The sequence below is a fragment of the Streptomyces sp. DF42 genome (assembly GCF_058267695.1).
The window spans coordinates 8,322,123-8,347,093 of sequence record NZ_CM177859.1 but is presented as its reverse complement, the minus strand read 5'-3'; the positions used below and the strand labels follow the sequence as shown (position 1 = coordinate 8,347,093).

Annotated in this window: 21 protein-coding genes and 5 pseudogenes; 7 read left to right on the top strand and 19 right to left on the bottom strand. The window is 66.9% G+C overall.

Annotated features, from left to right (window positions below; all coding sequences use genetic code 11):
* Positions 1-3: 3 nt before the first annotated feature.
* From ACYUED_RS38390 to ACYUED_RS38375, 4 genes and pseudogenes are all read right to left on the bottom strand, one after another.
* Positions 4-639: an MBL fold metallo-hydrolase gene (locus tag ACYUED_RS38390; protein ID WP_491289027.1), complete on the bottom strand. Its 636-nt coding sequence runs from the start codon at positions 637-639 to the stop codon at positions 4-6.
* Positions 640-709: 70 nt separating this feature from the next.
* Positions 710-2,019: pseudogene (gene pcaDC / locus ACYUED_RS38385) on the bottom strand (bifunctional 3-oxoadipate enol-lactonase/4-carboxymuconolactone decarboxylase PcaDC).
* Between the two features lie 30 nt (positions 2,020-2,049).
* Positions 2,050-2,469, bottom strand: coding sequence for an HNH endonuclease signature motif containing protein (locus tag ACYUED_RS38380; protein WP_491294620.1), 420 nt, complete (start codon positions 2,467-2,469; stop codon positions 2,050-2,052).
* Positions 2,470-2,507: 38 nt separating this feature from the next.
* Positions 2,508-3,683 carry a site-specific integrase gene (locus ACYUED_RS38375; RefSeq protein WP_307169345.1) on the bottom strand — a complete coding sequence of 392 codons (1,176 nt, stop codon included), beginning with the start codon at positions 3,681-3,683 and terminating at the stop codon, positions 2,508-2,510.
* Positions 3,684-4,726: 1,043 nt separating this feature from the next.
* Here ACYUED_RS38375 and ACYUED_RS38370 point away from each other — a divergent pair.
* Positions 4,727-5,740: an NAD(P)H-dependent glycerol-3-phosphate dehydrogenase gene (locus ACYUED_RS38370; RefSeq protein WP_491289026.1), complete on the top strand. Its 1,014-nt coding sequence runs from the start codon at positions 4,727-4,729 to the stop codon at positions 5,738-5,740.
* A 245-nt stretch (positions 5,741-5,985) separates the two neighbouring features.
* On the top strand, positions 5,986-6,543 hold the full coding sequence (locus ACYUED_RS38365; RefSeq protein ID WP_491289025.1) for an HD domain-containing protein: 558 nt from the start codon (positions 5,986-5,988) through the stop codon (positions 6,541-6,543).
* Positions 6,544-6,557: 14 nt separating this feature from the next.
* Here the strand turns inward: ACYUED_RS38365 and ACYUED_RS38360 are convergent, their stop codons facing one another.
* Positions 6,558-7,028: an NUDIX hydrolase gene (locus tag ACYUED_RS38360; RefSeq protein ID WP_405745144.1), complete on the bottom strand. Its 471-nt coding sequence runs from the start codon at positions 7,026-7,028 to the stop codon at positions 6,558-6,560.
* Between the two features lie 15 nt (positions 7,029-7,043).
* Complete coding sequence (locus ACYUED_RS38355; protein ID WP_491294618.1) at positions 7,044-7,793, bottom strand: XRE family transcriptional regulator; 750 nt, start codon at positions 7,791-7,793, stop codon at positions 7,044-7,046.
* A 108-nt stretch (positions 7,794-7,901) separates the two neighbouring features.
* Here ACYUED_RS38355 and ACYUED_RS38350 point away from each other — a divergent pair, with 108 nt between their 5' ends.
* Complete coding sequence (locus tag ACYUED_RS38350; protein ID WP_491289024.1) at positions 7,902-8,591, top strand: HAD family hydrolase; 690 nt, start codon at positions 7,902-7,904, stop codon at positions 8,589-8,591.
* A 40-nt stretch (positions 8,592-8,631) separates the two neighbouring features.
* Here ACYUED_RS38350 and ACYUED_RS38345 read toward each other — a convergent pair whose 3' ends face one another.
* The 5 genes from ACYUED_RS38345 to ACYUED_RS38325 all read right to left on the bottom strand — a co-directional run bounded on the left by ACYUED_RS38345 (position 8,632) and on the right by ACYUED_RS38325 (position 12,238).
* Positions 8,632-9,201: a class I SAM-dependent methyltransferase gene (locus ACYUED_RS38345; protein ID WP_491289023.1), complete on the bottom strand. Its 570-nt coding sequence runs from the start codon at positions 9,199-9,201 to the stop codon at positions 8,632-8,634.
* Entirely contained in the window at positions 9,198-10,019 is an 822-nt protein-coding gene (locus ACYUED_RS38340) for an MFS transporter (protein ID WP_491289022.1), read from the bottom strand. The genes ACYUED_RS38345 and ACYUED_RS38340 overlap by 4 nt, the downstream gene beginning before the upstream one ends.
* Complete coding sequence (locus ACYUED_RS38335; RefSeq protein ID WP_491289021.1) at positions 10,016-10,585, bottom strand: NUDIX domain-containing protein; 570 nt, start codon at positions 10,583-10,585, stop codon at positions 10,016-10,018. Before ACYUED_RS38335 ends, ACYUED_RS38340 begins: the two co-directional genes overlap by 4 nt.
* A gap of 86 nt (positions 10,586-10,671) precedes the next feature.
* Positions 10,672-11,802, bottom strand: a complete 1,131-nt coding sequence (locus tag ACYUED_RS38330) for an NUDIX domain-containing protein (RefSeq protein ID WP_491289020.1) — start codon at positions 11,800-11,802, stop codon at positions 10,672-10,674.
* A complete protein-coding gene (locus tag ACYUED_RS38325; protein ID WP_491289019.1) occupies positions 11,792-12,238 on the bottom strand; it encodes an NUDIX hydrolase in 447 nt (148 codons plus the stop codon). The genes ACYUED_RS38330 and ACYUED_RS38325 overlap by 11 nt, the downstream gene beginning before the upstream one ends.
* Before the next feature lie 686 nt (positions 12,239-12,924).
* Between ACYUED_RS38325 and ACYUED_RS38320 the strand changes: the two genes are divergently transcribed.
* Positions 12,925-13,554 (top strand): hypothetical protein, encoded by a 630-nt coding sequence (locus ACYUED_RS38320; protein ID WP_491289018.1) that lies wholly within the window; start codon positions 12,925-12,927, stop codon positions 13,552-13,554.
* Between the two features lie 24 nt (positions 13,555-13,578).
* Here the strand turns inward: ACYUED_RS38320 and ACYUED_RS38315 are convergent.
* Both ACYUED_RS38315 and ACYUED_RS38310 read right to left on the bottom strand, forming a co-directional pair.
* A pseudogene (locus tag ACYUED_RS38315) lies at positions 13,579-14,331 on the bottom strand (transposase).
* A gap of 347 nt (positions 14,332-14,678) precedes the next feature.
* Positions 14,679-15,080 carry a hypothetical protein gene (locus tag ACYUED_RS38310; protein ID WP_329338733.1) on the bottom strand — a complete coding sequence of 134 codons (402 nt, stop codon included), beginning with the start codon at positions 15,078-15,080 and terminating at the stop codon, positions 14,679-14,681.
* Here ACYUED_RS38310 and ACYUED_RS38305 point away from each other — a divergent pair, their 5' ends adjacent.
* On the top strand, positions 15,081-16,844 hold the full coding sequence (locus tag ACYUED_RS38305; RefSeq protein WP_491289017.1) for a P-loop NTPase family protein: 1,764 nt from the start codon (positions 15,081-15,083) through the stop codon (positions 16,842-16,844). It begins immediately after the preceding gene.
* Here ACYUED_RS38305 and ACYUED_RS38300 read toward each other — a convergent pair.
* Positions 16,837-17,271: pseudogene (locus ACYUED_RS38300) on the bottom strand (helix-turn-helix domain-containing protein); the annotation flags it as partial. The gene ACYUED_RS38305 and the pseudogene ACYUED_RS38300 sit on opposite strands and share 8 nt — an antisense overlap.
* A gap of 344 nt (positions 17,272-17,615) precedes the next feature.
* On the opposite strand from ACYUED_RS38300, the gene ACYUED_RS38295 reads away from it, so the two are divergent.
* Positions 17,616-18,857 carry an IS110 family RNA-guided transposase gene (locus tag ACYUED_RS38295; protein ID WP_491289016.1) on the top strand — a complete coding sequence of 414 codons (1,242 nt, stop codon included), beginning with the start codon at positions 17,616-17,618 and terminating at the stop codon, positions 18,855-18,857.
* Positions 18,858-19,133: 276 nt separating this feature from the next.
* Positions 19,134-19,772, top strand: a complete 639-nt coding sequence (locus tag ACYUED_RS38290) for a nucleotidyltransferase domain-containing protein (RefSeq protein ID WP_491289015.1) — start codon at positions 19,134-19,136, stop codon at positions 19,770-19,772.
* A 151-nt stretch (positions 19,773-19,923) separates the two neighbouring features.
* Here the strand turns inward: ACYUED_RS38290 and ACYUED_RS38285 are convergent, their stop codons facing one another.
* The 5 genes and pseudogenes from ACYUED_RS38285 to ACYUED_RS38265 all read right to left on the bottom strand — a co-directional run bounded on the left by ACYUED_RS38285 (position 19,924) and on the right by ACYUED_RS38265 (position 24,923).
* Positions 19,924-20,463, bottom strand: coding sequence for a D-glycero-alpha-D-manno-heptose-1,7-bisphosphate 7-phosphatase (locus tag ACYUED_RS38285; protein WP_491289014.1), 540 nt, complete (start codon positions 20,461-20,463; stop codon positions 19,924-19,926).
* Positions 20,464-20,515: 52 nt separating this feature from the next.
* A complete protein-coding gene (locus tag ACYUED_RS38280; protein ID WP_491289013.1) occupies positions 20,516-21,493 on the bottom strand; it encodes an NAD-dependent epimerase/dehydratase family protein in 978 nt (325 codons plus the stop codon).
* Positions 21,490-21,924, bottom strand: a pseudogene (gene rfaE2, locus ACYUED_RS38275) (D-glycero-beta-D-manno-heptose 1-phosphate adenylyltransferase); the annotation flags it as partial. The gene ACYUED_RS38280 and the pseudogene rfaE2, both read right to left, overlap by 4 nt.
* Positions 21,925-22,038: 114 nt before the next feature.
* Positions 22,039-23,457 (bottom strand): annotated as a pseudogene (locus tag ACYUED_RS38270) (PfkB family carbohydrate kinase); the annotation flags it as partial.
* 83 nt (positions 23,458-23,540) lie between these two features.
* Complete coding sequence (locus tag ACYUED_RS38265; RefSeq protein ID WP_445034263.1) at positions 23,541-24,923, bottom strand: GDSL-type esterase/lipase family protein; 1,383 nt, start codon at positions 24,921-24,923, stop codon at positions 23,541-23,543.
* Positions 24,924-24,971 lie beyond the last annotated feature (48 nt).

The window sequence follows — 24,971 nt, the reverse complement described above, 5'->3', positions numbered from 1 at the left end:
CGCTCAGACCTCCGCCGACTCTCCCGGGGTCAGGCGCAGGTGCTGTGAGCCGCCGAGCGAGCCGATCTGGCGGTCGTAGATCGGGCGGGCGAGGTCGGTCAACAGGGCGTCGTGGATGTCGTAGGCACGTTGCGGCTTGACCTCGCGGACGTACTCGATGACCTCGGAGATCTTGTTCCAAGGGGCCATGACCGGGAGCATCAGTGTCTCGACCGGCTGATCGGGGACGGTGAGCGCGTCGCCGGGGTGGAAGACCTTGCCGCCGTCGACGAGGTAGCCGACGTTCGTGATGCGGGGAATGTCCGGGTGGATGACGGCGTGCAGCTCGCCGTGGACCTGGATGTCGAATCCGGCGGCGGTGAACGTGTCGCCGTGCCCGACGGTGTGCACGCGGCCCGGGAAGGCGGCCGAGAGCTGCTCCGCGACGGAGGCGAGGGTCCAGATCTCGGCGGCCGGGTCGGCCTCCATGGCCGCCCTCAGCCGCCCCTCGTCGAAGTGGTCGGGGTGCTCGTGCGTGACGAGGATGGCATCCGCGCCGACGGCGGCGTCCTCCTCGCTGAATCCACCGGGATCGAGGACGAGGGTCCGGCCGTCCTTCTCGATGCGGACGCAGGCGTGCGACTTCTTCGTGAGCTTCATGCCTCCATCCTGCCGCGATCCACGAGAGCCCGGGCATCTGAGACGGGTGCTTCCACTGCCCGGCTGACGATCACTCCGTGGGAGTCGTCTCCTCTTTTATGACCTGCTGGGCCACCTTGAACGCGCTGTTCGCCGCCGGTACGCCGCAGTAGACGGCCGCCTGCAGCAGCACCTCCTTGATCTCGCCGGGGGTGAGGCCGTTGCGCAGGGCGGCGCGCGTGTGGGAGGCGAGTTCCTCCAGGTGCCCGCTCGCGACCAGGGCGGTGAGGGTCACGCAGCTGCGTGAGCGCCGGTCGAGGCCGGGTCGGTCCCAGATCTCGCCCCAGGCATACCGGGTGACGAACTCCTGGAAGTCCCCGGAGAAGTCGTCCGCCTGTGCCAGCGCCCGGTCGACGTGCGCGTCGCCGAGCACCTCACGGCGCGCCTTGAGCCCTGTGTCGTAGAGGTCGGGCCGTCCCGTCATCTGCACGGGTACGGCGACTGCGGGCGCGATCTCAGCGATGGGGGCGGCCATGCGGGCAGGTTGCACCGGCGCGGCCAGGACCGGTTTGACCGGTGCCGCGGGGATGGCGATCTGGCCGGTGGCCGAGTCGAAGGCCGGCTGCCAGGCCGTGGAGAAGTGCCGGACGAGCAGGTCGGTAACGGCCGCGGGCTGCTCGACCGGCACCAGATGGGAGGCGCCGGGCACGACCGCGAGACGGGCGTCGGGGATGCCGGCGACCAGGGTGCGGGCCTGGGCAGGTCCGGTGACCCGGTCCTCGGAGCCGACCAGGACCAGGGTCGGCACACCGACGCTGCCGAGCTCGGCCCGTACGTCGAACGAGGCCAGCGCCTCACAGGCGGAGATGTAGCAGCCGGGGTCCGTGGTGCGCACCATCTGCACGGCCCACTCGGTGATCGCGGGCTGCGCGGCGGCGAAACCGCCGTGAACCAGCAGTCCGGAGACGTACGGGCAATGGGGTCGAGCCCGTTCGTCCGCACTATCACTCCGCGCTGCCGGAACTCGTCCGCCGTCCCGAAACGGGGCGATGCGGCGATCAGCGTGAGCGAGGCGATCCGCTCCGGGTGGCGCAGCGCCAGTTCGAGGCCGATCGCGCCGCCGAGCGCACAGCCCGCGTAACCGAAGCGCTGCACGCCGAGCGCGTCGAGCGTGGCCAGCAGCCGGGTGGCGATCTCGTCCACCGCACCCACCGGGTAAGCCGGCGCACCGCCGTGCCCCGGCAGGTCGAAACGGAAGACACGCCACTGCTTGGCCAGCTCGGGCACCTGGCGATCCCACATGTGCCATGTGGTACCCAGGGAGGGACCCAAGATCAGGACGGGAGCCTCTTCTGGCCCGTCAAAGCGGTATTGCAGGGTGTTCGACGGTGTCTCACTCACGCCTCAGACCCTCTCACGTATCACGAAATCTCACACAGCCCGGGGAACCCGGCGGCTCCTGACCCTCTCGGCGCGGCACGTCCGGCACTGCCGGAACCCTCGAGGATCCAGATACGAGTTCTCCGGCGTGTACGCGTGGCCATGGGGACAGTGCGTCCTCCTGGCTCGCGCGCTCTCCCAGTCCCTGCGCCGCAAAGCTTCCTTCTTCGGCACGGCTTCCAGGTGGTCCGGATTGCAGCAAAGCGTAAAGTGCCATCCCCAAGGATCAGCATGACGCACCTGGAAGCCCTCCGGAATCTCACCGACCAGCAACCTGAACACCACACGGTGGACAAGCTGTGTCTTTCCCTCGTAAGAGACCTGGCCGTAGCCTGACTGCGCCTTCCCGTTGCAGCTGCCGGTCCACAGCCAACAGCCGGTCACCGGGTCCACCTCGATCTTGGCTTCCATACGGTTGGGCAGGTCGCTCGGTCGGTAGGCCGCCCGGCTCACGCTTGCCCCTCCGTCGCAGCACCGTGCAGGCCATCCCACGTTGTGGCGGCTTCGCGAAGGTCTTCGACGTCCGGCTTCACGTACCACTTCTTGGTGGTCTTCACATTCGTGTGTCCGGCCCACCGCGCAAGGATGTGATCCGGCACGCCGTTGTTGGCCAGGTACGTGAGGCACGACGAACGAGCGTCGTAGAGACGGACTCGGCGGAGACCGAGGATTGCCATGAGCCGATACGCGCGTCGACGGAGCTGCTTGATCGTAAAGGCTGCTCCGGTCTCGTGCACCAAGACGTAGCCGGACTCTGCGTATGCCTCACCCAAAGCCAGCTTCTCCTTGGCCTGGAGGGCCTTGAACGACTTGAGAGCAGCCAGCACCGGAGCCGGCAACGGTAGTTCACGTTCACCGGCCAGGGACTTGGTGTCCTTCTCCACCACGTACCGATTGCCCATCATCGTCCGTGTGTTGGCTATGGTGATCGTGGCGTTGTCCAGGTCGACGTCTTCCCACCGGAGTCCGCAGACTTCAGCCGGACGTAGACCCATGAGGGACAGCAGGAGCGGAGCGTAGAGCCGTTCCCCCTTGATACCCTGCACGAACGCCTGAACCTCCTGGACGTTCCAGGGCTTCACCTCCTCTTTCTTCTTCCGTTCCTCCTTGCGTGCCCTTCGCGGAATGGTCACGTGCTGGGCCACGTTCATGGTCACCAGCCGACGCGTCACGGCTCGGTTGAGAGCGTCCTTCAGTCGAGCAACACTCATGTCCACGCTCGTCACTCCGAGCGGAGTTCCGGCCTTTCCGCCGCGTACGCGCCCGTGCTTCAGCGCCCAGTGCATCCACCCTTCTACGTCCTCTTCAGTGAGTTCCTGAAGACGGATGTTGCCCAACTTCCCCCGCACCCGGTCCAGTGTGATGCGGTAGTTGTAAATAGTGGTTTCTTCCAAGTCGTCAGCCTTCATGGCCAGCCACTGGTCGAGCCACTCATTCACGGTGAGCTTATTTGGCGGTGCGAGCGTCCCTTCCTGGTGACGGTTGGTGATGCGGGCATACTCGGCTTTCGCTTCCTTCAGCGTGCCGAATGTACGAGTTAGCTGCTTGCGCTTCCCGGTGGCGGGGTCGATTCCGACATCGACCACGAACCGGTACCGGATCTGCCCCTTCGCGTTCGGCGGCAACTTCTTGATCGGATCGGACAGGGTTACTCACTCTCCTTAAGGCCGTGAAAATGCCACATTGACGGAGGGCCGCAACGCTTCAGGGAAGGGACGCCGCGGCCATCAAGGCACCAGCAGACGGTGCCGTTCTCTACGGGTTTGCGGCGCCATTTACTGCATCCGCTACTGCTCCACCGCCAAGCGCAGCCGCATGCGAACGCCCTCAAATGGTCGTCACGATCGCCGGTTTGGCTAACCGGCGATCGTGGTCTATGTTTCGCCCCACGCAGCTCAGAAGAACAGCCAGTACGACGAGACACCCAGGGCCGGGAACACTGACACCCGGGCGACGTCTGGGGTGCGGCTCCGGGGTGGGCCGAGTGCGCGAAGACCGCTCGGTACCGGCGGTCCGCCGCGTAGCAACAAGCCCTCACCGAGCAGCCCGGCAGTGCGAACACAGAAAGTCATCACTGCGGAAAGGGCGCCACAGTCCTATCGCCCCTATGCCTCCGCGCGCCCAGGTCGCCAAGCGGATGGGGAGCAGGGAAACGGGCGGATCGGAGAGTCGCATTCGACAGGTGATGCTCCTTGTTCAGGGCCTCTACGAGGAGGCCGAGCAGCGTGAGATACCGGTGGCTAGCGTCGTGGTCGGCCTCCTGCCGACCCGAAAGCCCACCCCTCCAATGACCTGGTATTTCCGGGATGTTGTACGTTGACATGCTTCCGGAGCAGGTTCCAGTCTCTTCGGGCTCTTTCTCGTCTGCCGTGGGCGAAGTGAAGGTCTCCGGCAGATACTCACTCGCTGTTCGGGGCCTCGCTGCACATGTATCGACGCCTCAGCCGCGCCGCGGAAACGGGAAGCGGCAGTGCGCGAGCAGGGCTAGATACAGAGGAAACGCTGCGCGAGGCGCACCGGGTGCTGCCCGCGCTGACAAGCCGTCGCACCGTCCTGCTGACCTTGCGGCGCCCCTCGACGTTCCGGCCGCGCCTGGCACGGCCGATAGAATGTCCGGGCCCGGCCGCCACCCCGGTGCGGGGCCCGTGCCCGGCGAGAGGACCCAGCAGTGAGCCAGCACCGTTCCGCCCGTGCGGCGGTGTTCTCGGCCGGCTCCTGGGGTACCGCAGTCGCCAAGATCCTGGCCGACGCCGGCACCAACGTCATCGTGCACGCCCGACGGGACGAGATCGCCGAGGCGATCAATACGGTTCACCGCAACCCTGGTTACTTCCCGGACGTCGAACTGCCCGCCTCCCTGGCGGCCACGACCGACTCTGCCGCCGCGCTTCACCGTGCGGACTACCTCGTGCTGTCCATCCCCGCACAGTCCCTGCGGACCAACCTCGCTCTGTGGACGCCGCACATCGGGCCCGACACCCTGATCGTGTCCCTGATGAAGGGCATCGAACTGGGCAGCTGGGAACGGGCGAGCAAGGTCATCACCGAGGTAACCGGTGTGAGCGCGGAGCGGGTCGCGGTGCTGTCCGGCCCGAACCTTGCCCGCGAGATCATGGACGGCCAGCCTGCCGCCGCCACCGTCGCCTGTCCCGACGAGGACGCCGCCCGCCGCTTCCAGCAGGCGTGCCACACCTCGTACTTCCGGCCCTACACCAGCACCGACGTGATCGGCTGCGAGCTGGGCGGCGCGGTGAAAAACGTCATCGCCCTGGCGGTCGGCATCGCTTCGGGCATGGGCCTGGGCGACAACGCCTCGGCGATGCTCATCACCCGCGGGCTGGCCGAGACCACCCGGCTGGCTGTGGCCATGGGCGCCCACCCGGCCACCCTCGCAGGGCTTGCCGGCCTCGGCGACCTGGTGGCCACCTGCTCGTCCCCGCTCTCCCGCAACCGCACCTTCGGCACCCACCTCGGTCACGGCCTGAGCGTCGAACAGGCGACGGCCGCCACCCGGCAGACCACCGAGGGCGTCAAATCCGCCGAGGCGATTCTCGCCCTGGCTCATGCCCACAGCGTCGAGATGCCGATCACGGAAGTGATCTCCGCCCTGCTGCACGAGAAGGTCACCCTCGACGAGGCCGCCGCCGCGCTGATGCAGCGGCCCCCCAAGCCCGAGCGCTGACCCCCGGCGTCCCGGTAGGGGCGATCATCGACCACCTCACCCGCAGTGGCCGGTACGACCGGATCGCCGGACATGGCCGCGTCCTGTCCACGGCCCCGCCAGCTCTTCTCCGGCCTCGCCATCGGCACCTACTTCGCCTTCGCCGCCTGACATCCGCCCGGCCGGGGATCGAACCGGCCGGACGTCCCGGGACGTCCGGCCGACCACCGCCCGGCCCCCGCGCCTTACGTCATAGTCTGCCCAGCATGGATCTCACCATTTGGGCCCGTGACCTGGCCAGGTCTCTCCTCGCCCAGCCCCTGCCTCGTCGTTGGGCACACTCGCAGGGCGTTGCCGCAAGGGCCCAGTCCCTGGCAGGGATCCTGGGCGACGATGCGGAACTGCTGTGGGCCGCGGCCATGCTGCACGACATCGGCTACACGCCGTCACTCGCCACGACGGGGTTCCATCCGCTGGACGGCGCCCGCTACCTGCGCGACTGTTCGGCCGCGGACGAGCGCCTGGCACGGCTGGTCGCCAACCACTCGTACGCGCTGTTGGAGGCGGAAGCGCGCGGGCTGCAGGAAGAGCTGGAGGCCGAGTTCCCGATCCTCGACCACGCCGAGCTGGTGGATGCTCTCGTGTACTGCGATATGACCACCACTCCGGATGGCACCCCCACCACCGTGGATGCCCGGCTGGCGGAGATCCTTACTCGGTATGACCGCGACAGCATCGTCGGCCGATTCATCCGCCGAGCCGATGAGGATCTCCGAGCTGCTGTACACAGAGTTGAGGCCCGGCTGATCTTGGCAGAGCGGTAAGGAAGGCCCGGCGCTCAGTCAACGTGAGGGAATGTGCCGTCCAGGTAGTGGGCGATCTGCTTCCGCATGGAGTGGTGGATGTCGTAGGAGTCCAGTTCGCCGGGCAGGATCCAGCGGACGCCGTCGGCCTCGTCGTTGATCGTGGGCTCGCCTCCGACCGGCCGGCCGATCACGGTGACCTCGTACGCCTGCCGGATCTCCCCGTCCGTGTAGGCCACCACATGCTCAGGGACCGAATACACGCCGAGGAGCCCGGTGGGTTCGGCGTCGATTCCGGTCTCTTCCTTGCATTCCCGGACTGCGCACTGCGACGGGGATTCCCCTATGTCCATGGCTCCCCCGGGCAGAGCCCACTGCCCCGTGTCGCGGCGCCGCTGCAGGAGGATCGCCCCGTCCGCCTCCCGGACTACCAGCATGTTGCACGCCGGGATCAACGTGTTCGGCTTGGGTGCGTTCACGTCGTACCAGTACTCCGTACGTCCCATCGCAGGCCGCGCTCCTCACATGGACTCGGGTGACCAGGGCTTTGCAGTCTCCCAGACCGCGTCGAAGCTGCCGGCGTAGTGGTCGAACCAGCCGTCTTCCTCCAGGCGCCGCAGCTCGAACAGGGGGTTTGCGCTGGCGGGCTGCCCCCAGACGTGCGGGTTGACCAGGAGCACGTCATCGAAGCGGAAGAGGCTGTTGTAGAGGGTCGTGTCGTGGAGGCGCACCTCACACCCGGGCGTGCCGATCAGCTTGCGGTAGTAGGTGAGGGACGCCCTGATCTTTGCTGAGAGGGTGCCGCCGATGCCTTCTTCCTCGTCCCTGACGACGACCGCCTTGCCCGATGGGTCACCGAAACAGAGGCGAACCTGGACTCCGGCGTCGGCGCGCTCGGCAAGCATCGCCGCAACGCGCGGGTTGGTCTGCGCGAAGAACGTGCCGCTGAACACCAGTACGTCGATGTGTTCCTGAGCGGTCTTTAGGAGGCGGACCCAGGACTTCTGCGGGAAGCTCGCGCGGTTCGGAAAGGCAGCGACCAGTTCGGTCTGCTCGGTCGGCTGCCCCTGCGCCTCGTCCTCCTCAGGCGGCCACAGGTACGACATGTCCACACCGAGATGCTTCGCAACCGCCCATTGGTGCCGACGGAGTGGCTGTCGGCCGATGCTGATCCAGCGCTCCACCGTCTTGACATCAACTTGGCACGAGGCCGCGAGGTCCTCGGGGGTGATCTGCCGCTGGAGCATCACCGTACGCAACCGCTCGTTCACCATCGCATCCTCGCAGGACGTCCTGGGACGCGGCAAGATCTTGCGGGACGCCAGGACGTCCCACAAGGTCACTTTTAACAGGTAGTTCACGCTGCCTACCCTGGTCCCGTGCAGCGAATTGTGTTGTGGGACGTGGACCACACCCTTGTAGAAAACTCCGGTGTGAGCAAGGAGATCTACGCCAGCGCCTTCAAGGCACTAGCTGGGCGGGAGGCCGAGTTGCCTGCTCCCACGGAGGGGCGTACGGACCGGGCGATCATGCGCGAGATGTTCATCCGGCACGGTCTGCCGGATCCTGACTGGGAGCGGGCGCAGCAGGCGCTGGAGGAAGCCGGCCGCTGCAGCGAGGAAGATCTGCGACGGCGGGGTCATGCCCTGCCCGGTGTCGAGGACGCGTTGAAGGCACTCGCGGCGGACCCAACTATCTGTTCCTCGGTCCTCACCGGCAACATTTCGGCCAATGCCCACGTCAAGCTGCGTGCGTTCGGGCTTGATCGCCTGCTCGACATGGCTGTTGGCGGGTACGGCGAGGACAGCGACGATCGAGCGCGTCTCGTCGACGCCGCCCGTGCCCGTATCCATGCCGCCTACGGCATCCCTCTCCTCGCGCCGACCGTCCTGATCGGGGACACGCCCCGCGATGTGCGCGCCGCGCATGACGCCCAGGCACACTGCATCGCCGTCGCCTCCGGGATCCACTCGGTGGCAGAACTCCGCGCTGCTGGGGCCGACGTTGTCGTCCCTGATCTGACCGACACGGAGGGCTTGTTGACCCTCCTGCGGGAAGTCCTGACCTGAGTGGACGGCAGAGCTCCGGGACCAGAGATCGGTGGCCGGGTCAGGGGCGCAACGCGTAGCAGCGCAGCGTGTCCAGATCTTCGCTGTGGACCGAGGACCAGGACGCGGTCAGCAATTCGGCGTGCTGCGGGCTGATCCCGATGGATTTCCGTTCGTCCGGGAGGCGTTCAGCGAGCGGGGTGACGACCCAGAACGTCCCGCCGGGTGGGAGAAGGTATCGGATGCGGGCGAGGAAGGCCGCCTTGTCCTTGATGAAGGCGAACACCAAGCGGCAGGTGACGGCGGCGTAGCCCGCCTCCGGCAACGCTCGGATGTCCTCGGTCTCGAAGTCCAGCCGCTGAAAATGTGGACCGTCGGACGTGTCCTGCTCGGCCTGGGCGATCTCCAGCGCGGCGGAGGAACAGTCGATCGCTGTGGTGCGGTATCCCAGGTCACCATGCAGATACCGGGCAAGCACACCGTCGCCGCAGCCGACGTCGAGCGCGGGCCGGCCGTGGCCGGCGCCGAGGAACTGGCCGGTCACCTGCTGCTCGTCGAGACTGAGGCGGCGGTAGCGGCGCCCTGATGTCCACAGCGGATCCCAGTACGTGGCCGGGTTGTTGATCGTCACGGGTTCGCGGGCTCCTCGGTAACAGTCAGGGAAGCGGGGGCGACCGTGCCCAAGTCCCACACGGGTGAGTTCCAGAGCACAAGGAACGGGATGACCAAGGCCGCGGTGATGAGCGTGAGGGTGAGGCGGAGCCCTATCCACATGCCGAGGCCGCCAGCGGCGAGGGCGGCGAAGGGGCGAAGACTGAAGGCGAGCCACGCTCCGGTTGCCTGGGCCCGTCCTTGGAGTTCGTCGGGGGCGAGTTCCTGGCGGACCGCCCTCTGGAGTCCACCGTGGCACACCGCAGCGCCGGTTTGGATGACCATGCCGATGCCGATGGCGACATGCCCGCCAAGTCCGGGTCCGACGAGAACCAGAGGGATTTGGGCGAGTGGGTTGAGGGTGAGCGCTCCGAGCATCACCGGGCCTGGGCCCCAGTGTCGTTCCAGGGGCTGCCAGACGAGGGCGCCGAGGATGCCGCCGGCACCGCCGGCGCCCATGACGATGCCGAGGGCGGTCGGGCTCCAGTCCAGCTCGCGCAGCAGGTACAGCGACCAGAGAGCGCTACTGGCGGCCAGGACGACCTGCGTGATGCTCTGGCCCACCTCGGCGATCCCGATGGTCAACAGGGCTCGGCGGTCCGCCTGCCAGACCAGGCGCAGGGTGCTGCCCACCAGCGCCGGCACCATCCTGGCGGCCTGCCCGAATTTGGTGTCCAGTCGCGCGTACTCGTGGCGTACCCAGCCGAAGTCGTAGCGCAGCGCCCCGCCGAAGAGCGCGACCTCGGACCCGGAGACATTCTGTTCCCTCTTCCAGACCCGTTTCAGGAGCCGCTTCATCGCGCCTCCGATTCGGCCGGGATGGACAGGACGTGGGACGTGCCGTCGATCAGCACGGCCGGCACGCCCGAGAGAAGCGCGACGTGCGCCGCCTGGATGCGGCGGGAGAGGCGGTGCGGCAGCCGCGCGAGGGCCTCCTCGACGGGGAGGAACTCGGCAGCGCCGATCTCCCCGTCCGCGAAGCGCAGGGACTGTGTCTGCTGGTCGGTGAGGGGGCCCACGTGGAACACCGTGACCACCATGGCCCGCCCGTACCGGGCAGCGGGGACCTGGTCCAGGACGAGGAACCGGCCGATCGGCACGCCGGTCAGGTCGAGTTCCTCAGCCAGTTCACGTTCCAGCCCCTCGATCTGCGTTTCGCCCGCCTCCACCATGCCGCCGGGCATGTCGAAGCCGTCCTTGTAGGTCGGGTCAACCACGAGAATCCGGCCGTCGGCATCGGTGATCAAGGCGGTGCAGGAGGCCATGGGCGCCTCGACCTGGGCCCAGTACGCCCGTTGCTCGTCAGTGACCACGCGGTCAGGGCCGCCGACAGCCTGTTCGGTGGTGTCAGGTTCGCCGGACATGAGAGTCCTCCTCCAGGGCCGGAAAGGCAGTGCAGGACAGCGCGCCGGCAGGAATCCGGCACGAGAGTGCGGGTCAGGTGCGGACGTCAGGGCAGGAGGGCCGCCATGCCCGTGCTGGGGATCTCGATCGCGGCCTGGGGCGGACTCAGCGGAATTCCCCAGCGGGCTGCCGCCGTTCGGGCCGCGTACTCGGCCTGTTCGGCTCCGGCGCGTCCGAGGCCGAGCAGCTCACTCGCCTGCGCCGGGCTGACCAGCAGCCGACTGTAGGTGATGCCGGTCGCGACATCCGGTGCCGTCGGCCCCAGGGAGTCGATGCGTGCGATGTACCGTGCCCGGGCGTTCGCCCCGGTGCCTGGGCCGTAGACCGCACCGTCCGGATCGAGGAGGTAGCCGAGGTAGGCGGCATCGTGCAGGCGCAGAGCCGCCTCTTCGGCGGCTTCGCGCAGTGCTGCCGCCTTCGGCCCGTCGTCGTCCGTTTCGACCGTTCCGCCTGGCAAGACGACATGGCCGTCGCGCGGATCCACGAGGACGACGACCCGGCCGAGCGGGTCGAAGGCCCACACCCACGCTTGTTTCACGGGAAGGCCGGCAGCGGGCTCCATGGCCGGGTGCCAGGCGATGTCCTGGTAGCCGATCGCAATGCGCGGGACGACGTCCAATCGCTGCAGTGCCTGTCCGAGCCCGATGGTCTCACCGTCCTCCAGCACGGCGGGTCCGGCACGGTCGATCCGGGCACGCAAGGCAGCGAGCATGCGTCGCCTCTCGATCGGGCGCATCCGGCGTGCGGCCTGCGTCGGCGGAAGGAAGTGGAACGAGGTGATCTCGTTCTCGGGCAAGCGAATCCGGGCGATGTCGCTCTCCTCCAGGACGTCACCGTCCCATATGGAGACCGTTTCACCAGGAAAGCCATATACCGTTGCGTACTCCGGATTGGCTTTGCTGACCCAGTCGACTGCCAACAGTTGGTGTACGCGGACGGACAGCCCAAGCTCCTCGGTCACCTCTCGCACCGCCGCGTCCGAGGGCAGCTCCGGCTGGTCCACACCTCCGCCGGGCAACAGGAGCTTGCCCGGCCGGTACGCCGGATCGAGGACCAGGACTTTGCCCTCCGTATCGGTGAACAGCACCGCGGCACCGCCCCAGAAGGCCGCGCGTGAGCGCGCATAGTCCTGCGGCGCCATCAGTCCTGCAGGTTCGCGCCCGTCGTCAGCAGGCATCGGGCCACCCCACCGTGCTCGCGCTCTGACCCCGCTGAATGCAGACCAGGGCTTGGCGTGTGTAACGCAGAAGCTTCTCCGGCAGAGCCGAGAGCGACCACCATCGCAGCTCCGCACGCTTGTCCGGTTCCGCAACGTACGGCCGCCCGGCGTACTGCGTGGCGGTGAAGAAGATTTGGAGACGGCTCTCGCGAGTCTTGGGGTTGTGGTCATGGACGGTGTGCGCGAGCACCAGGTCTTCCTCGGCGAGGGCGATGCCCAGTTCCTCGCGAGCCTCACGGACCATGCCCGCGAGGAAGGATTCGCCCTCTTCGAGATGGCCCGCGGGGACGTGCCACCAGCCGTCGCACCAGGCGGTGCCAGCACGGAGGCCGAGCAGCACCCAGTCCTCCTGGACCAACACCAGGTGAAGCCCGATCACGGAGCGAAACGGCAACGGATTCTCCGTGCCGGCATGTCGCAACGGGCGGAGGAGGGCTGACAGTGCCGGAAGCGAAGAGGCGGCTTCCCAGAGGCGGGACCGCTGAAGAGCATGCGCCTCCGTCGCGAGCCAGAGCGCCGGTTTGGTGGGCGCAGGAACGGAGAGGGTTCCGTCGCGCGGGCGAAGCGCAGAAGCGGACGCAAACGGCATTACAGAGCCTCCCGGGGCATGAAGAATCCACTCCACCTGCCGCCTGTGACCGCAGCGACCCGGGTGCCCGTTGCCGGACTCCGATGAGTCTATCTAGCCTGCGCAGTAAGGGCGTTGGGCGAGGCCGTGTTGTCGCAGCTCCACTCGTTGTAGTAGTTCTTCGGAGTCTTCGGCGCGTCCTATCCAACCAGCAAGAGGTGCCACGGCTGCAGTTCTGGCCAGGCGTGCGTTCCCTCCTGTCCGAAACAAGCTGCTCCTCAACGCCGTCCAGCACACCAACGTCTTGGTCCCTTCCAGGTCTTGCCTGGCCCTCGCCTCCGGTACCGCAGCTCGCCGCGTTGCAGAGGCCCCTAGGTACGCCCAGTGATCGGGAGGGTGTGCTTCCGGAGAACCACCACCCACGACCGGTTGAGCAACGACGTCCGTGCGCGGTCCCGCTGTTCGGCAGCTGCGTCCCGGTCGTTGTCAGTGCCCGGGCGGAGAATCAGCGGATGGCCCTCGAACTGACGGCGGCCGGCGAGTCCGAGATCCTCGCCGCCGCCTTACGCGCGTACCTGTCCGAGACCCGATTCGCCTTCACCGGTCTGACGGGAAAGGAGGCAACCCTGTGCATCACCCGCGCAGTGGCAGGGTGGGCGAAGGCGTCAGGCTGGCGGAGCAGATGGGAAGCGCCAATGCGCTACATCGACCCGCCTCGCCAGATGAACGGGGGCTGCCGCATCTACTGGTCGCCGCCCTGGTCCGCCTACCTGGATCTCCGCCTGGTTCGCAAGGAGGCCCCTCCGGTCGCCGTGGAGATCGACCGCGAGGACGACAGCACCGCCGTGGACAAGCTCCGCGACGAGGCCCTCCGGGGGCGCCCCGCACTGTGGATCCGCTGGCACGGTGCCCTGCGTGCCGAACTCCCTGCCGGTGTCGCCCGCCTGCACCTACCGACGCGGTCCAGCCGCTCTCCCGTCCGGTACTCACTGACTCCCGCCACCAGCGCAGCGGCGATCGCCCTCGGCGAGGCCGTCACCCCCGCGGACCGAGCGGACGCCCTGCACCGGGACCAGCAGCGGATAGCGGAGGAGAAGCATGCTGCCGCCCTCCCCCGGGACCTCGGTCCCATTCGGTGCTAGGGGGTTTCGGCACAGTGAGGATTTTCAGCGTTGCCGCTCCAGGGTGAGGACGGCCGCGGCGATTGACGTCATTCGGTTCGGGCTGCACCGGGACCTGCGGAAGATCCTCCACGACTTCAGTCGGGCGATGCCACGCTCGACCGGGGCCCGGGCCGCGGAAAGCGCTCGGTTGACGGTTTGCTGGGTGGGTGTGAGGTCACGGCCCGGCGGGCGTCTGAGAGCTGTCGTCACCCATGGGCCGGCTCCCATGTAAGGCCCGGTCGGCGAGGATCGGGATGCCCTGGCGTTCGCAGATCCGGATGATGCGGTGGGTGCGGGCCGCGGTGAGATCGTGTGCGCGGCCGGGCAGTGCGGGCGAGATCCACAGCAGCTGACCGGCTGGGTCGGTCACCACCTGCACGTTCACCCCGTGCCGGCGGTGCTTGCGGGAGAAGTCGGCCCGGCTGTCGCCGACCCGGTCGCACTCCGCCAGGGTTCCGTCGAGCAGGACGCACTCCGGGTCGGACTCGCGCAGGACGCGCAGCAGGCCCGGGGCGCGGTCGGCAAGCAGGTCGACGACGGCTGCCGTGTTAGGCGTGGGCCGTGCCGACAGAGATGTCGAACCCGGCAGCGAGCTGGGCGAGAGTGTCGTGCCGGCGCAGGTACACCAGACCGACCAGCGCACGCTGGTGCGGTGGAAGCTTTGCAGCGGCGGTCACCCTCGCGGGTGACGATGAGCATGGTGACCCACTCGACCAGGGCGTGCGGCAGGTCGAGTGCGGCAGAATACGGAACCAACGCGGCTCCTGCGTCTGAGGGTTGAGACTTCGAACACCTCTCCCAACGGCACGCGAGCCTCGTGCGTTGCGGGCATCGATCCCGTCACCCGACCAGTGGCCACACTGAAAACGCTCAGTCAGCCACGACGGCGGGTGCGCCGGTTGCCATGAGCCTGCTGTCCGCGCCCCTCCGATTGCTGGTCATGAAGACTTGCTTCATCCTTGGAAGAGCAAGCGCCTTGCGCGGATGTTCCAGGGCTCGGTCATCTCCTTCTCACTGATGGCGAGCAAATCCTCTCTGAGCGATTTCGGGGTCGGAGGGTGGTCATGGGTACACCCAACTCAACTCAGTCAAGAATCGTGGTTTCAGGAGACGCCGTAGCTGATTGGATCATGGCGCGGCGCAAAGAAGATGAGCCACGGCGCACCACCGGGACCAAGTGGCAAGAACGACAGCAGAATGTTATCCAACAAGAGATACCCGGGGGTGCCCGTCTGGTTGCCATGTTGATCGAGGGGGCGCGGGATGGGGCTGACTTTCTTTCTTATACGAATGGTTGGAGTGAAATTAGTTGGGGCGAAGAGAGGATCAGCCATCACTATGCAATTCTTGGGCGTTTTCCAAAAAATGGAAGCATAACTGATTTCGAGAATGACGAAAACTTTTGCTGGCGAATGTCGGATGGCATAGGAATGACTAGGAGGCGCACGCCGTGTGCACACGATGATCGCGTTTGCCGGATAACCGATGAGCCCGATGAAGCGCATTTGATCGTACTGGTTGAGTCCGGGCTCAAGTATTTTGAGGATCATGATCTGCCCAAGGGAATTGACCGGGAGGATAAAGTCCCGTGGCTACTCGTAAAGCTGGGCGGGGATGGGATGCTGGACCGTAATGACAAACTGCACAGGGCTCTCACCCAACGCAGGGACAAGGTTATTGTCGTAACGACAGCAGACGACCTAAGGCGCGTCCCTGGGACGAAAATAAGCCGAAGCACGGCTTGGGATCTTGAGGCATCAGATTGCGCCAGAGTTTTCCGTACCCAAGATCGGCTTAACCAGTACCGATTTGTCGTTGTCTCATTTGGCCCAGCGGGTGCACTGCTATTTGACAGAGAGGCCAATGATGACGCCCGATTGAGGCTGTTTTACGACGCCTCAACAGTGGAAGGGTCGTCGGATTTCTGGCTCAATGGAAGAATGTGGGGGTACACATCTGCTTTGACTGCGGCGATTTGTCGCAAAATCCTGACTTCATGGGAGGGCGATGCATCTTTGGTGGTGGGTAATGCAGTTATGAACGATGGAGTACGGCGCGGCATCGGGGCAATGCAAAGAATTTATGACGCCGGATTCGGGCCCATCTCTGACGATGACGCCCTTTGCTTCCCTGTGGCAGAAGTAGGTGCCGCAATCAATGGCACCGCTAGCGGTCGCGTCGCAGAAGTGCCAGTGGACAGAGAGGCTGGAAGCTCCTGGACAGTGCTCAATGCTAGTCCGCGCCGTCTGGACGAAATCGCACACGAGATTGTTTACAAGGGCGTCGAAAAAGCACTAGAAGTCACGAAAGTTCCCCACCTCAAATACGGAAGAGTAGTCACAGTTGATCGGCGAGAGATCGAGAGCTACCAATCAGTTAGGTCGCTCGTTAAGGATTATGTCGAGAGGCGCGGGACCCGTGTCCGTAATTACTGGGAGATGCAACAAGCTAGGACGCCGGTACCCCTATCTATAGCAATATTCGGACAGCCTGGATCGGGTAAGTCTACGGCGGTTAGGGAGATTATAGGGTCCCTGAAGATCCAGGACAGGGAACTGAAGATTGAGGAGTTCAATCTTTCTCAATTCCGAGGGACTTCCGAGTTGATCGACTCCTTCCATTTGCTCCGCGATCACCGCCTGAGGGGACGTGTGCCTGTGGTCCTTTGGGATGAATTCGATACAGATTTTGATGGAACCCTAGGTTGGCTTCGTTACTTCCTGTCTCCCATGCAAGACGGTAGTTTTCAGCAAGGGCAGGCCGTGCATCCCATAGGGCGATCTGTTTTCGTATTTGCGGGAGGGGTTGCAAGTACTCTAGACGAATTTAAGAATCTAGGGAGTGCGGAGGAGTTCAATCCGGCGAAAGGCAGTACGGAGGAGTTCAAGCTGGCGAAAGGTCCTGACTTTTTGAGCAGGGTGCGTGGAACCATGGAGCTCCAGGGAATTGACAAGCGGGATGATGATCCGCTTTGGGTTCTTCGAAGGGCCATCTTGCTTCGCTCCATATTGCAAAGCGAAACCCATCTATTTGACGGGCATGAAGATGGGGTTAGCGCAATCGATGCAGACGTACTAAATGCCTTCCTGGGGGTCGAAAAATTCAGTCATGGGGTCCGCTCCCTGAGGGCCATCGTGGTGAATAGCTCACTTGCCGGCGAGTATTACTACTCCAAATCGAGTCTGCCGAATGAAACTCAGCTGAATCTTCATGTGAAGTCGGGGGAGTTTTATGCCGCCATGAAGGAGAAGTGGTACGAGAGCGTCTGAGAGCTGTCGTCACCCATGGGCCGGCTCCCATGTAGGCCCGGTCGGCGAGGATCGGGATGCCCTGGCGTTCGCAGATCCGGATGATGCGGTGGGTGCGGGCCGCGGTGAGATCGTGTGCGCGGCCGGGCAGTGCGGGCGAGATCCACAGCAGCTGACCGCTGGGTCGGTTACCACAGGCCCGGGGCGCGGTCGGCAAGCAGGTCGACGACGGCTGCCGTGTTAGGCGTGGGCCGTGCCGACAGAGATGTCGAACCCGGCAGCGAGCTGGGCGAGAGTGTCGTGCCGGCGCAGGTACACCAGACCGACCAGCGCACGCTGGTGCGGTGGAAGCTTTGCAGCGGCGGTCACCCTCGCGGGTGACGATGAGCATGGTGACCCACTCGACCAGGGCGTGCGGCAGGTCGAGTGCGGCAGAATACGGAACCAACGCGGCTCCTGCGTCTGAGGGTTGAGACTTCGAACACCTCTCCCAACGGCACGCGAGCCTCGTGCGTTGCGGGCATCGATCCCGTCACCCGATCAGTGGCCACACTGAAAACGCTCCCTACGTTGTTCTGCGGGACGCGGTGAGCCCCTCGTATGGTTCACCCACCCAGGGGTGCCGGGTGTGGTTCAAAACGCTCTGCCGCTGGTGGCTTTCAGTGATTGGCCGCCCGGTGCCCCACGACGACTCGGCTGCCAATTAGGAATTGCGAATGATCGCTGAGTAGGGAATCGACAGCGAGGTCGTCCGTCGGGAGGCACCAGCACCAGCCCTCACGGAGGCATCACATGGCCATGATCTGGGCCGGCATCGACGCAGGCAAGACCCATCACCACTGCGTCGCGATCGACGAGAGCGGCCACCGGCTGCTGTCCCGACGCGTCGCCAACGACGAACCCGAACTCCTCGAGCTCATCGCAGATGTCCTGGACCTGAGCGACGAGGTGACCTGGGGCATCGACCTGGCCGACGGCGGCGCCGCCCTGGCCATCACGATCCTTTTCAACCACGGCCAGCCGGTGCACTACATCTCGGGCCGGGCCATCCACCGCGCCTCCGAGAGCTGCCGAGGCGAAGGCAAGACCGACGCCAAGGACGCCGCGGTCATCGCCGACCAGGTCCGCATCCGACGGGACCTGCACCCCTTACGCACCGGCGACGAGACCGTCACCGACCTCAAGATCCTCACCGGCCGTCGCATGGACCTCGTCGCCGACCGCACCCGCACCGTCAACCGGCTCCGAGCCCACCTCACCGACATCTTCCCTGGTCTGGAGCGGGCCCTCGACCTGACCAACACCGGTCCGCTCGTGCTGCTGACCGGCTACCAGACCCCGGCCGCCATTCGCCGGATCGGGGTCAAACGGCTGGAGAGCTGGCTGCGCAATCGCAGGGTCGTTCGCGCTGACCGGCTCGCCGAGACAGCCGTCGAAGCGGCCGGGCGCCAGCACACCAGCCTGCCAGGGGAGAAACTGACCGCCCAGCTCGTGCACACCCTGGCGGCAGAGGTGACGGCCCTCAACCAGCAGATCACCGAGATGGACAAGGCGATCGAGGCCCGGTTTCGCGAGCATCAGGACTTCGAAGTGATCACCAGCATGCCCGGCCTGGGCGTGATCCTCGGTGCCGAGTTCCTGGCCGCGACCGGCGGCGACATGAGCCTCTTCGGCACCGCAGACCGCCTCGCCGGCTTCGGCGGCGTTGCACCCGTTCCGCGCGACTCCGGCAAGATCAGCGGCAACCTCCGCCGCCCACGCCGCTACAACCGCCGACTCCAACGCGTCTTCTACATCTCCGCGTTGTTCAGCATCCGTCACTGCGAGGACTCCCGCCGGTTTTACGAACGCAAGCGCGCCGAAGGCAAGCGCCACATCCAGGCCGTCCTGGCCCTGGCCCGCCGACGCGTTAACGTCCTCTGGGCCCTCCTACGCGACGGACGGCCCTACGAGGCCGTGCCTCCACTGCCCTGGCCGCTTGACAATCGGCATTTGGAATCAATGATCCGAAAAAAACGACCACAGTGCGCGTAGAGGAAAGCGCCGACGCGGGGCTCGACACGGCGACTTAATTGCACAGAACGTCGGCCTGGTGGCGCCACAGCGTGCTCTGGCCTTCCGCGTACGCGACAGTTCCCCGAGCAACGCCTCCGGGCATGGCCAGCGCGGGAAGTCACAGGGTAGGGATCGGTTCTTCCAAAGTGACCAAGGAGATCAAGCGATGCAGGCGTATCCGTCCTAGTAGCGGGCCTGGTTCCAGTGCCGACAAAAGGCCGTACCCGGGTGGGGTTGCGGCAGTAGGTTGTGCCGATGACCGAATCCCTGCCGCCCGGCGGCGCCGTGCTCGATGTGGACGAAGTGGAGGCCCGTTGGGCGGATGCCTGGCGTCCGGAACAAGTCGCTGAGCGGTTGGACGGGGTCGGCGCGCCCTGGTGCATCGCGGCAGGGTGGGCGCTGGATCTGTTTCGCGGGGAACAGTCTCGGCCGCACGGCGATCTGGAGATCGCGGTGCCCGCGGCCAGGTTCCCGGAGATTCGGCACCGCTTCCCCGAGTACGTGTTTGACCCGGTGGGTTCCGGGCGGGTCTGGTCAGGGGCGGGAGCCGAGGCGCTGGCGGCCACGCACCAGACCTGGCTGCGGGATCCAGCGAGCGGCCAGTTCCTGTTCGATGTCTTCCGCGAGCCGCACGAGGGCGAGACGTGGCTCTTCCGGCGGGACGAGAGGCTGCGGCTGCCGTACGACGCGATCATTGAGCGAACGACGGACGGAGTCCCGTATCTGATGCCGGAGTTGGTGCTGCTGTTCAAAGCCAAGGCGACACGCCCCAAGGATCAGGCGGACTTCGCCGGAGTTCTGCCGCTGCTGGGACGGGCGCAGCGGGATGTCCTTAGTGGGTGGCTGACGCTCGTACATCCCGGGCATCCGTGGCTGGAGGAACTGGCGGGGTGAGTGGCGCGGGCCGCACCAGTGGATGGCCAAGGACCATCCCGCCTGCGAGGACTGACTGACAGAGCACGTCCTGAAAGGAGGTCGCCCGTGCTCACCACTCGCGCACGTTCTCCGAGCTCGGTGCCGCGGTGGCACGAGGCGCGCCTTCTCGCTAGCGGCCAGCGAGGAAGCAGCGAAGCACTTGGTAGAGAGTGTCGGAGGTCGTCGCTCGATGCACGCCCGGCGTCACATCGGGCAGCGGCTGGGAGCCGACGAGTGCGGTACGGGTTCCGACCCTGTGGCCGGCGTTGATGTCGCAGGAGGAGTCGCCAACCATCCAAGATGCGGAGAGGTCGAGATCGAGCTCGTGGGCGGCTTGGTGGAGCATGCCGGGGGCGGGCTTCCGGCATGAGCAGACCCTGCGGTATCGGGGCACCGTGCCGTCCGGATGGTGGGGGCAGGCGTAGATGCCGTCGAGCCGGACCCCGTGTCGGGCGAGGAGAGCGCGGAGTCGGTGGTGCATCGCGTCCAACGCTGCCGTGTCTAACAGCCCCCGCGCCAGCCCGCTCTGGTTCGTGACGACAACCAGGGCGAAGCCAGCGTGCTGGAGGGCGCGCAATGGCAAGCCGATATCCGGCTGTAGGACCAGCTCGTCGGGGTGGGAGGGATAGTGGCGCGGCTCGGTGAGGGTGCCGTCGCGGTCGAGGAACACCGCCCGTCGGCGCGGCCGACCAGCGCCTGTTGTCGGGGCGGACGGCGCCGGTTCATTCTGTCTCACTGCTGCGGAAGGTCTCGAATAACCCGGCGGCGCGGGCTTCGATGGATTCGATTGAGATGGTCGGCCGGTTGGGCAGGGCCTTGTCGAGAGCGGTCATGTCAGCGCAGGTGAAGTACTGGTAAACGGCCGTGTCCGGGTTCGGTACCAGCTCGGCGAGCAGGGGTCGGCCGGTGGCCTCACGGTGCAAGCGGGCGCACCACTGCGCCACGTCTGCGAAGGACGTCGCGTAACCGCCACCGAAGTTGTAGACCCCAGCCGGCACCGGCGGCTGCTCGGCGAGCTGGACGATTGTGGCGGTGACTGTCTCGACGGGGATGTAATCGCGGGCGGCGGTCAGGGAGTCGTCGAAGACGCGGATCTGTCCAGTGCGGGCGGCTTGGCGCAGGAGTTGGGACAGGATCGAGGCCATCGGGCCCTTATCGGCTTCATCGGGGCCGAAGACGTTGGTATAGCGCAGCCCCACCCAGTCGAGGCCGGTGACGTGGCGGGCGCGCATTTGCTGGTCGAGGGCGAGCTTGGAGGCGGCGTACGGGTTGAGCGGCCCGGAGCAGCGGGAGAGGTCAGAGTCCGCGTCCTCGGCGATCGGTGTGCGGTGGTGGAGGGTGCCGTAGACGGAGTGCGAGGAGGCGTAGATCAGGCGGGCGCCGCCGGAGCGGCAAGCGTCGGCCAGCCGGAGCGGGCCGAGGGTGTTGGTCTCGTCCAGCTCAGGTCCGTGCGGAGCGCGGGTGTCGCTGATGCCGGCCTGGTGCACAACGGTGGCGTAGCGGCCCGCCGAGATCTCGCCGAGGAGAGCCGGGCAGGCGAAGTCGCCGCGCTGCCAGCGGGCCTTGCGGGCAAGGTGGTCGGGGGCTGGGCGCAAGTCGATGGCGGTGACCTGGTATCCAGCGAGGTGGAAGGCGTCCACTGTGTGTCGGCCGATGAACCCGGCAGCCCCGGTGACCAATACGTTGCCTCCGGGGATCATCGGGCACCTGCCTGTTGGGTGAGCTGGTCGATGCGGTTGGTGGTGGAGTGACCGTCCAGGTAGGGCACCACGACGACCTCGCCGCCCCAGCTCTCCACGAGGTCGGCTTCGGTGATCCGCTGGCCCGCATAGTCGCCGCCCTTGACCCAAATGTCGGGGCGGAGCTCGGCCAGCACCTTCTCGGGGGTGTCCTCGCCGAAGACGAGCACGCCGTCCACGCAGTCCAGTGCCTCCAGCAGCGCGGCGCGCTCGCGTTCACCGACGACCGGGCGGTCATGCCCCTTGAGCCGGCGGACGGAGTCGTCGCTGTTGATACACACCACCAGGACGTCTCCCAGGCGGCGAGCCTGGTGCAGGAGGGAGAGGTGTCCGGCGTGCAGCAGGTCGAAACAGCCGCCTGCTCCCACGACTTTCCCGCCGCGCGCTCGTACCCGCGCGGCCAGCTCCAGGGGCGCCGACGGGCCATCGGACTGCGGGACGTACAGGCTGGCGGGGCCGCCTGCTTGGACGTAGCTGGTCGCAGCCTCGACGGCCGCGGCCACGGCGTGTGACGGCAGCCGTCCGGCACCGAGCATCACGGCTGCGGTGACCGCCAGCTGGTCACCGGCCCCACAGGTGTCCCCAGCGGCCGGGCGGCCCGGGACGACCAGGGGGTGGGAGTCGGGGCCTGCAATCAGGACCGCGCCGTTGCGCCCCTGAGTGACGGCGACCTGCTTGACCGGCCACGCGGCCAGAAGCCGCACGCCCCGCCCGACGTCGTCGCCGAGCTCCCGCGGCCCACTGTCCCCCGTCAGGGCCTGGGCTTCGTCCGCATTCGGGACGGCCAGGGCCGTCCCCAGGACCGGCTCGGCCCCCTTGGGGTGCGGGTCCCACACCAGCGGGCAGCGGCGGGCCGCGTCGGTGAGGGCCTGGCGGAGTTCGTCGTGTGCGCCGATGCCACGCCCGTAGTCACACACCAGCACGGCCGCAGCCTCGTCCAGCCGGGCGCGGGCGATGTCCGCAAGCGGGCCGAGCCGCAGCGGGGTGGTGGCCGTGTCGAAGCGGAGCAGGGTGCGATCGGCGACGCGGATACGGGTCTTGACCGGGGTGGTGCCAGCGGCGGCCAGGTCGACGACCTCAACGCCTGCTTGGTCGAGCAGAGTGCGAACCCGGGCCCCAGCGGTGTCTTGTCCAAGACCGCACACCAGGGTGACGCGCCAGCCCGGCTCCCGGGCGGCCAGGACGGCGGCCAGTCCGGCGCCGCCCGGACGGTCGATGGCCTGCGTGTCGGCGATGACCGGTACAGGGGCCTCCGGTGAGAGGCGGTCGGCCGTGCCTGTGATGTCGCGGTCCAGCAGCACGTCACCAACCACCACGAGCCGGCGCATGCCGTCCAGCTGTTCATCGTTGGACGCGGCTGGCCCGACGAGGTGAGCGTCGATGGCTGCGCAAAGAAGGTGCACGGCCACCAGGTGGCACTCCTGGACAGTGGCGGTCTGCTCGGCGTCCACGCACACCGCCTGATCGCTGGCCTCGGCAAGCGGGTTCGGTGCGGGGCCGGTCAGCGCCCAGACGGTGAGGCCGAGTTCCCGGCCCGCCTGGGCTGCGGCGAGCACGTTGGGGCTGGCGCCGGAGGTGGAGATCAGGAGTAGGACGTCGCCGGGGCGACCGTGTGCGCGGACCTGCCGGGCGAAGACCTCCTGGGCGCCGTAGTCGTTGGCGATGGCGGTCACCGAAGAGGAATCTGCGTGCAGCGCGATGGCGGACATGGGCACCCGCTCGGCGCGGAAGCGGCCGACGAGTTCGGAGGTGAGGTGCTGGGCCTCGGCCGCCGAGCCGCCGTTGCCCGCGACGAGCAGTCGCCCGCCCGCGGGCAGTCGTCCGGCGAGGAGGCTGCCCCATGCCTGGAGGCGGGCGACATCAAGCAGGGGTAACGCAACGGCGAGCGCCTGTATGTGCGCGCGGCCCAGCTGGGGCACGATCAACTCCCTCGAAGGACAAAGTAGACAGCGTCGGGGCGGTTGCCGGGGTGCTGGCGCTCGCCGACCAGCGCCGGCACCCTGAGTGCTTAGGACGCGGCGGGCCGGTAGCGGGCAAACAGCGGGCCGTACGCGGTCAGTGCGCGGTCGCGCTCCAAGAGCGGATAGTCCAGGAGCTTGTCGACGATGCGATGTTCGGCGAGGAGGCGCTCGGCGTGCTGGAGCAGCACGGTGTCGCCGAGTTCGGTGAGGTGGACGCCGTCGCTCCACACGCCGCCTGCCTGATCGTCGGCGGGCAGGTGACGGGCGACAGCAGTGAACGGGGTCCACACGTCCAGGAACAGTGCGCCGTGAGCGGCGGCGGCCTTGCGGGCAGCCTCGTTGTAGCGGGCGAGTTCGGTGTTCATGGCGGCAACGGTCCCGGGGTCCTCGATCGGGCCGAAGGGGGTCTCGCTGATGACGACGATCTGCCGGGAGTAGCCGGTCAGCTGTTCCAGCATGGTGGTGATGTGCCGGGTGTACTCATCGAGGTCGACCGCCTCGGACAGCCGGTTCTGGAAACGACGCCAGACATCGTTGATGCCGCAGCCGAGGAACACGAGGTCGTAGTCGGTGCCGGTGGTCGCCCTGTCAGCTTCCACGAGGGAGGCGATGTCCCGGCTCGTGGCACCTCCCTCGCCATGATTGCGGATGTCGAAGCCGATGTGGGCGTGGGCGGCGCGCAGGGAGAGCGTGAGGCGGTGCACCCAGCCGCGCTGATGCCAGCCCTCGACGGTGACCTTGGAGCCGACCTCGGGCAGGTTGGCCTGGGTGGTCATCTGCGCGTTGAACGCTTCGAGGTGTTCCATGATGCTCGTCCCGAAGAACCCCACGGTCAGGGTGCGCCGGTCCTCGCTCGCGACGGGGGCGCCGTCGAAGTGGCGGCGCACTGCGGCCGGGACGCCGGCGGCGACCGTGTCGGGGGCGATGCTGTGTGCGACGACCGCGTTGGCCCCGACCAGGACGTTCGCCCCGATGCGGACGCCGCCGGTGACTGTGACCTTGTTCGACAGGGTTGCGCCCGGCTCGATGATGATCGGCGCGGCCTCGAATCCGGACGCCCACGGCACGAGTTGCCCGGTGGGCACGTTCGCGGCGGTGCGTACGCGGTGGTTGTGGTCGTGGAGGTCGACCATGTTTGACAGGGCCGCGCCGTCGCCGAGGCTGATGCCGGCCATGGCGGAGATGAAGGTGTGTTCCCCGATGGCGACGTCGTTGCCGATGGTGACGGTGGCGCCGCGGTGGACCTGGATGGTGGACCCGCGCCGGATGCAGACCCGGTCGCCGATTGTCAGGTGGGCGCCGGTGTCGAGCTCGATCACGAGGTCGTCGGGCAGGTCGCAGTCCTCGCCGAGGGTGAGCGCCGTGCCGTGCTGGGCGCGCAGCCGGTCGGCTGCCGGCAGTTCGGAAGGGGCAGGGGTGGTGCTGGTCATCGCGAATCGGTCCTGTTCGCTTGATGCGGGATGATGGCCACGGGGCCG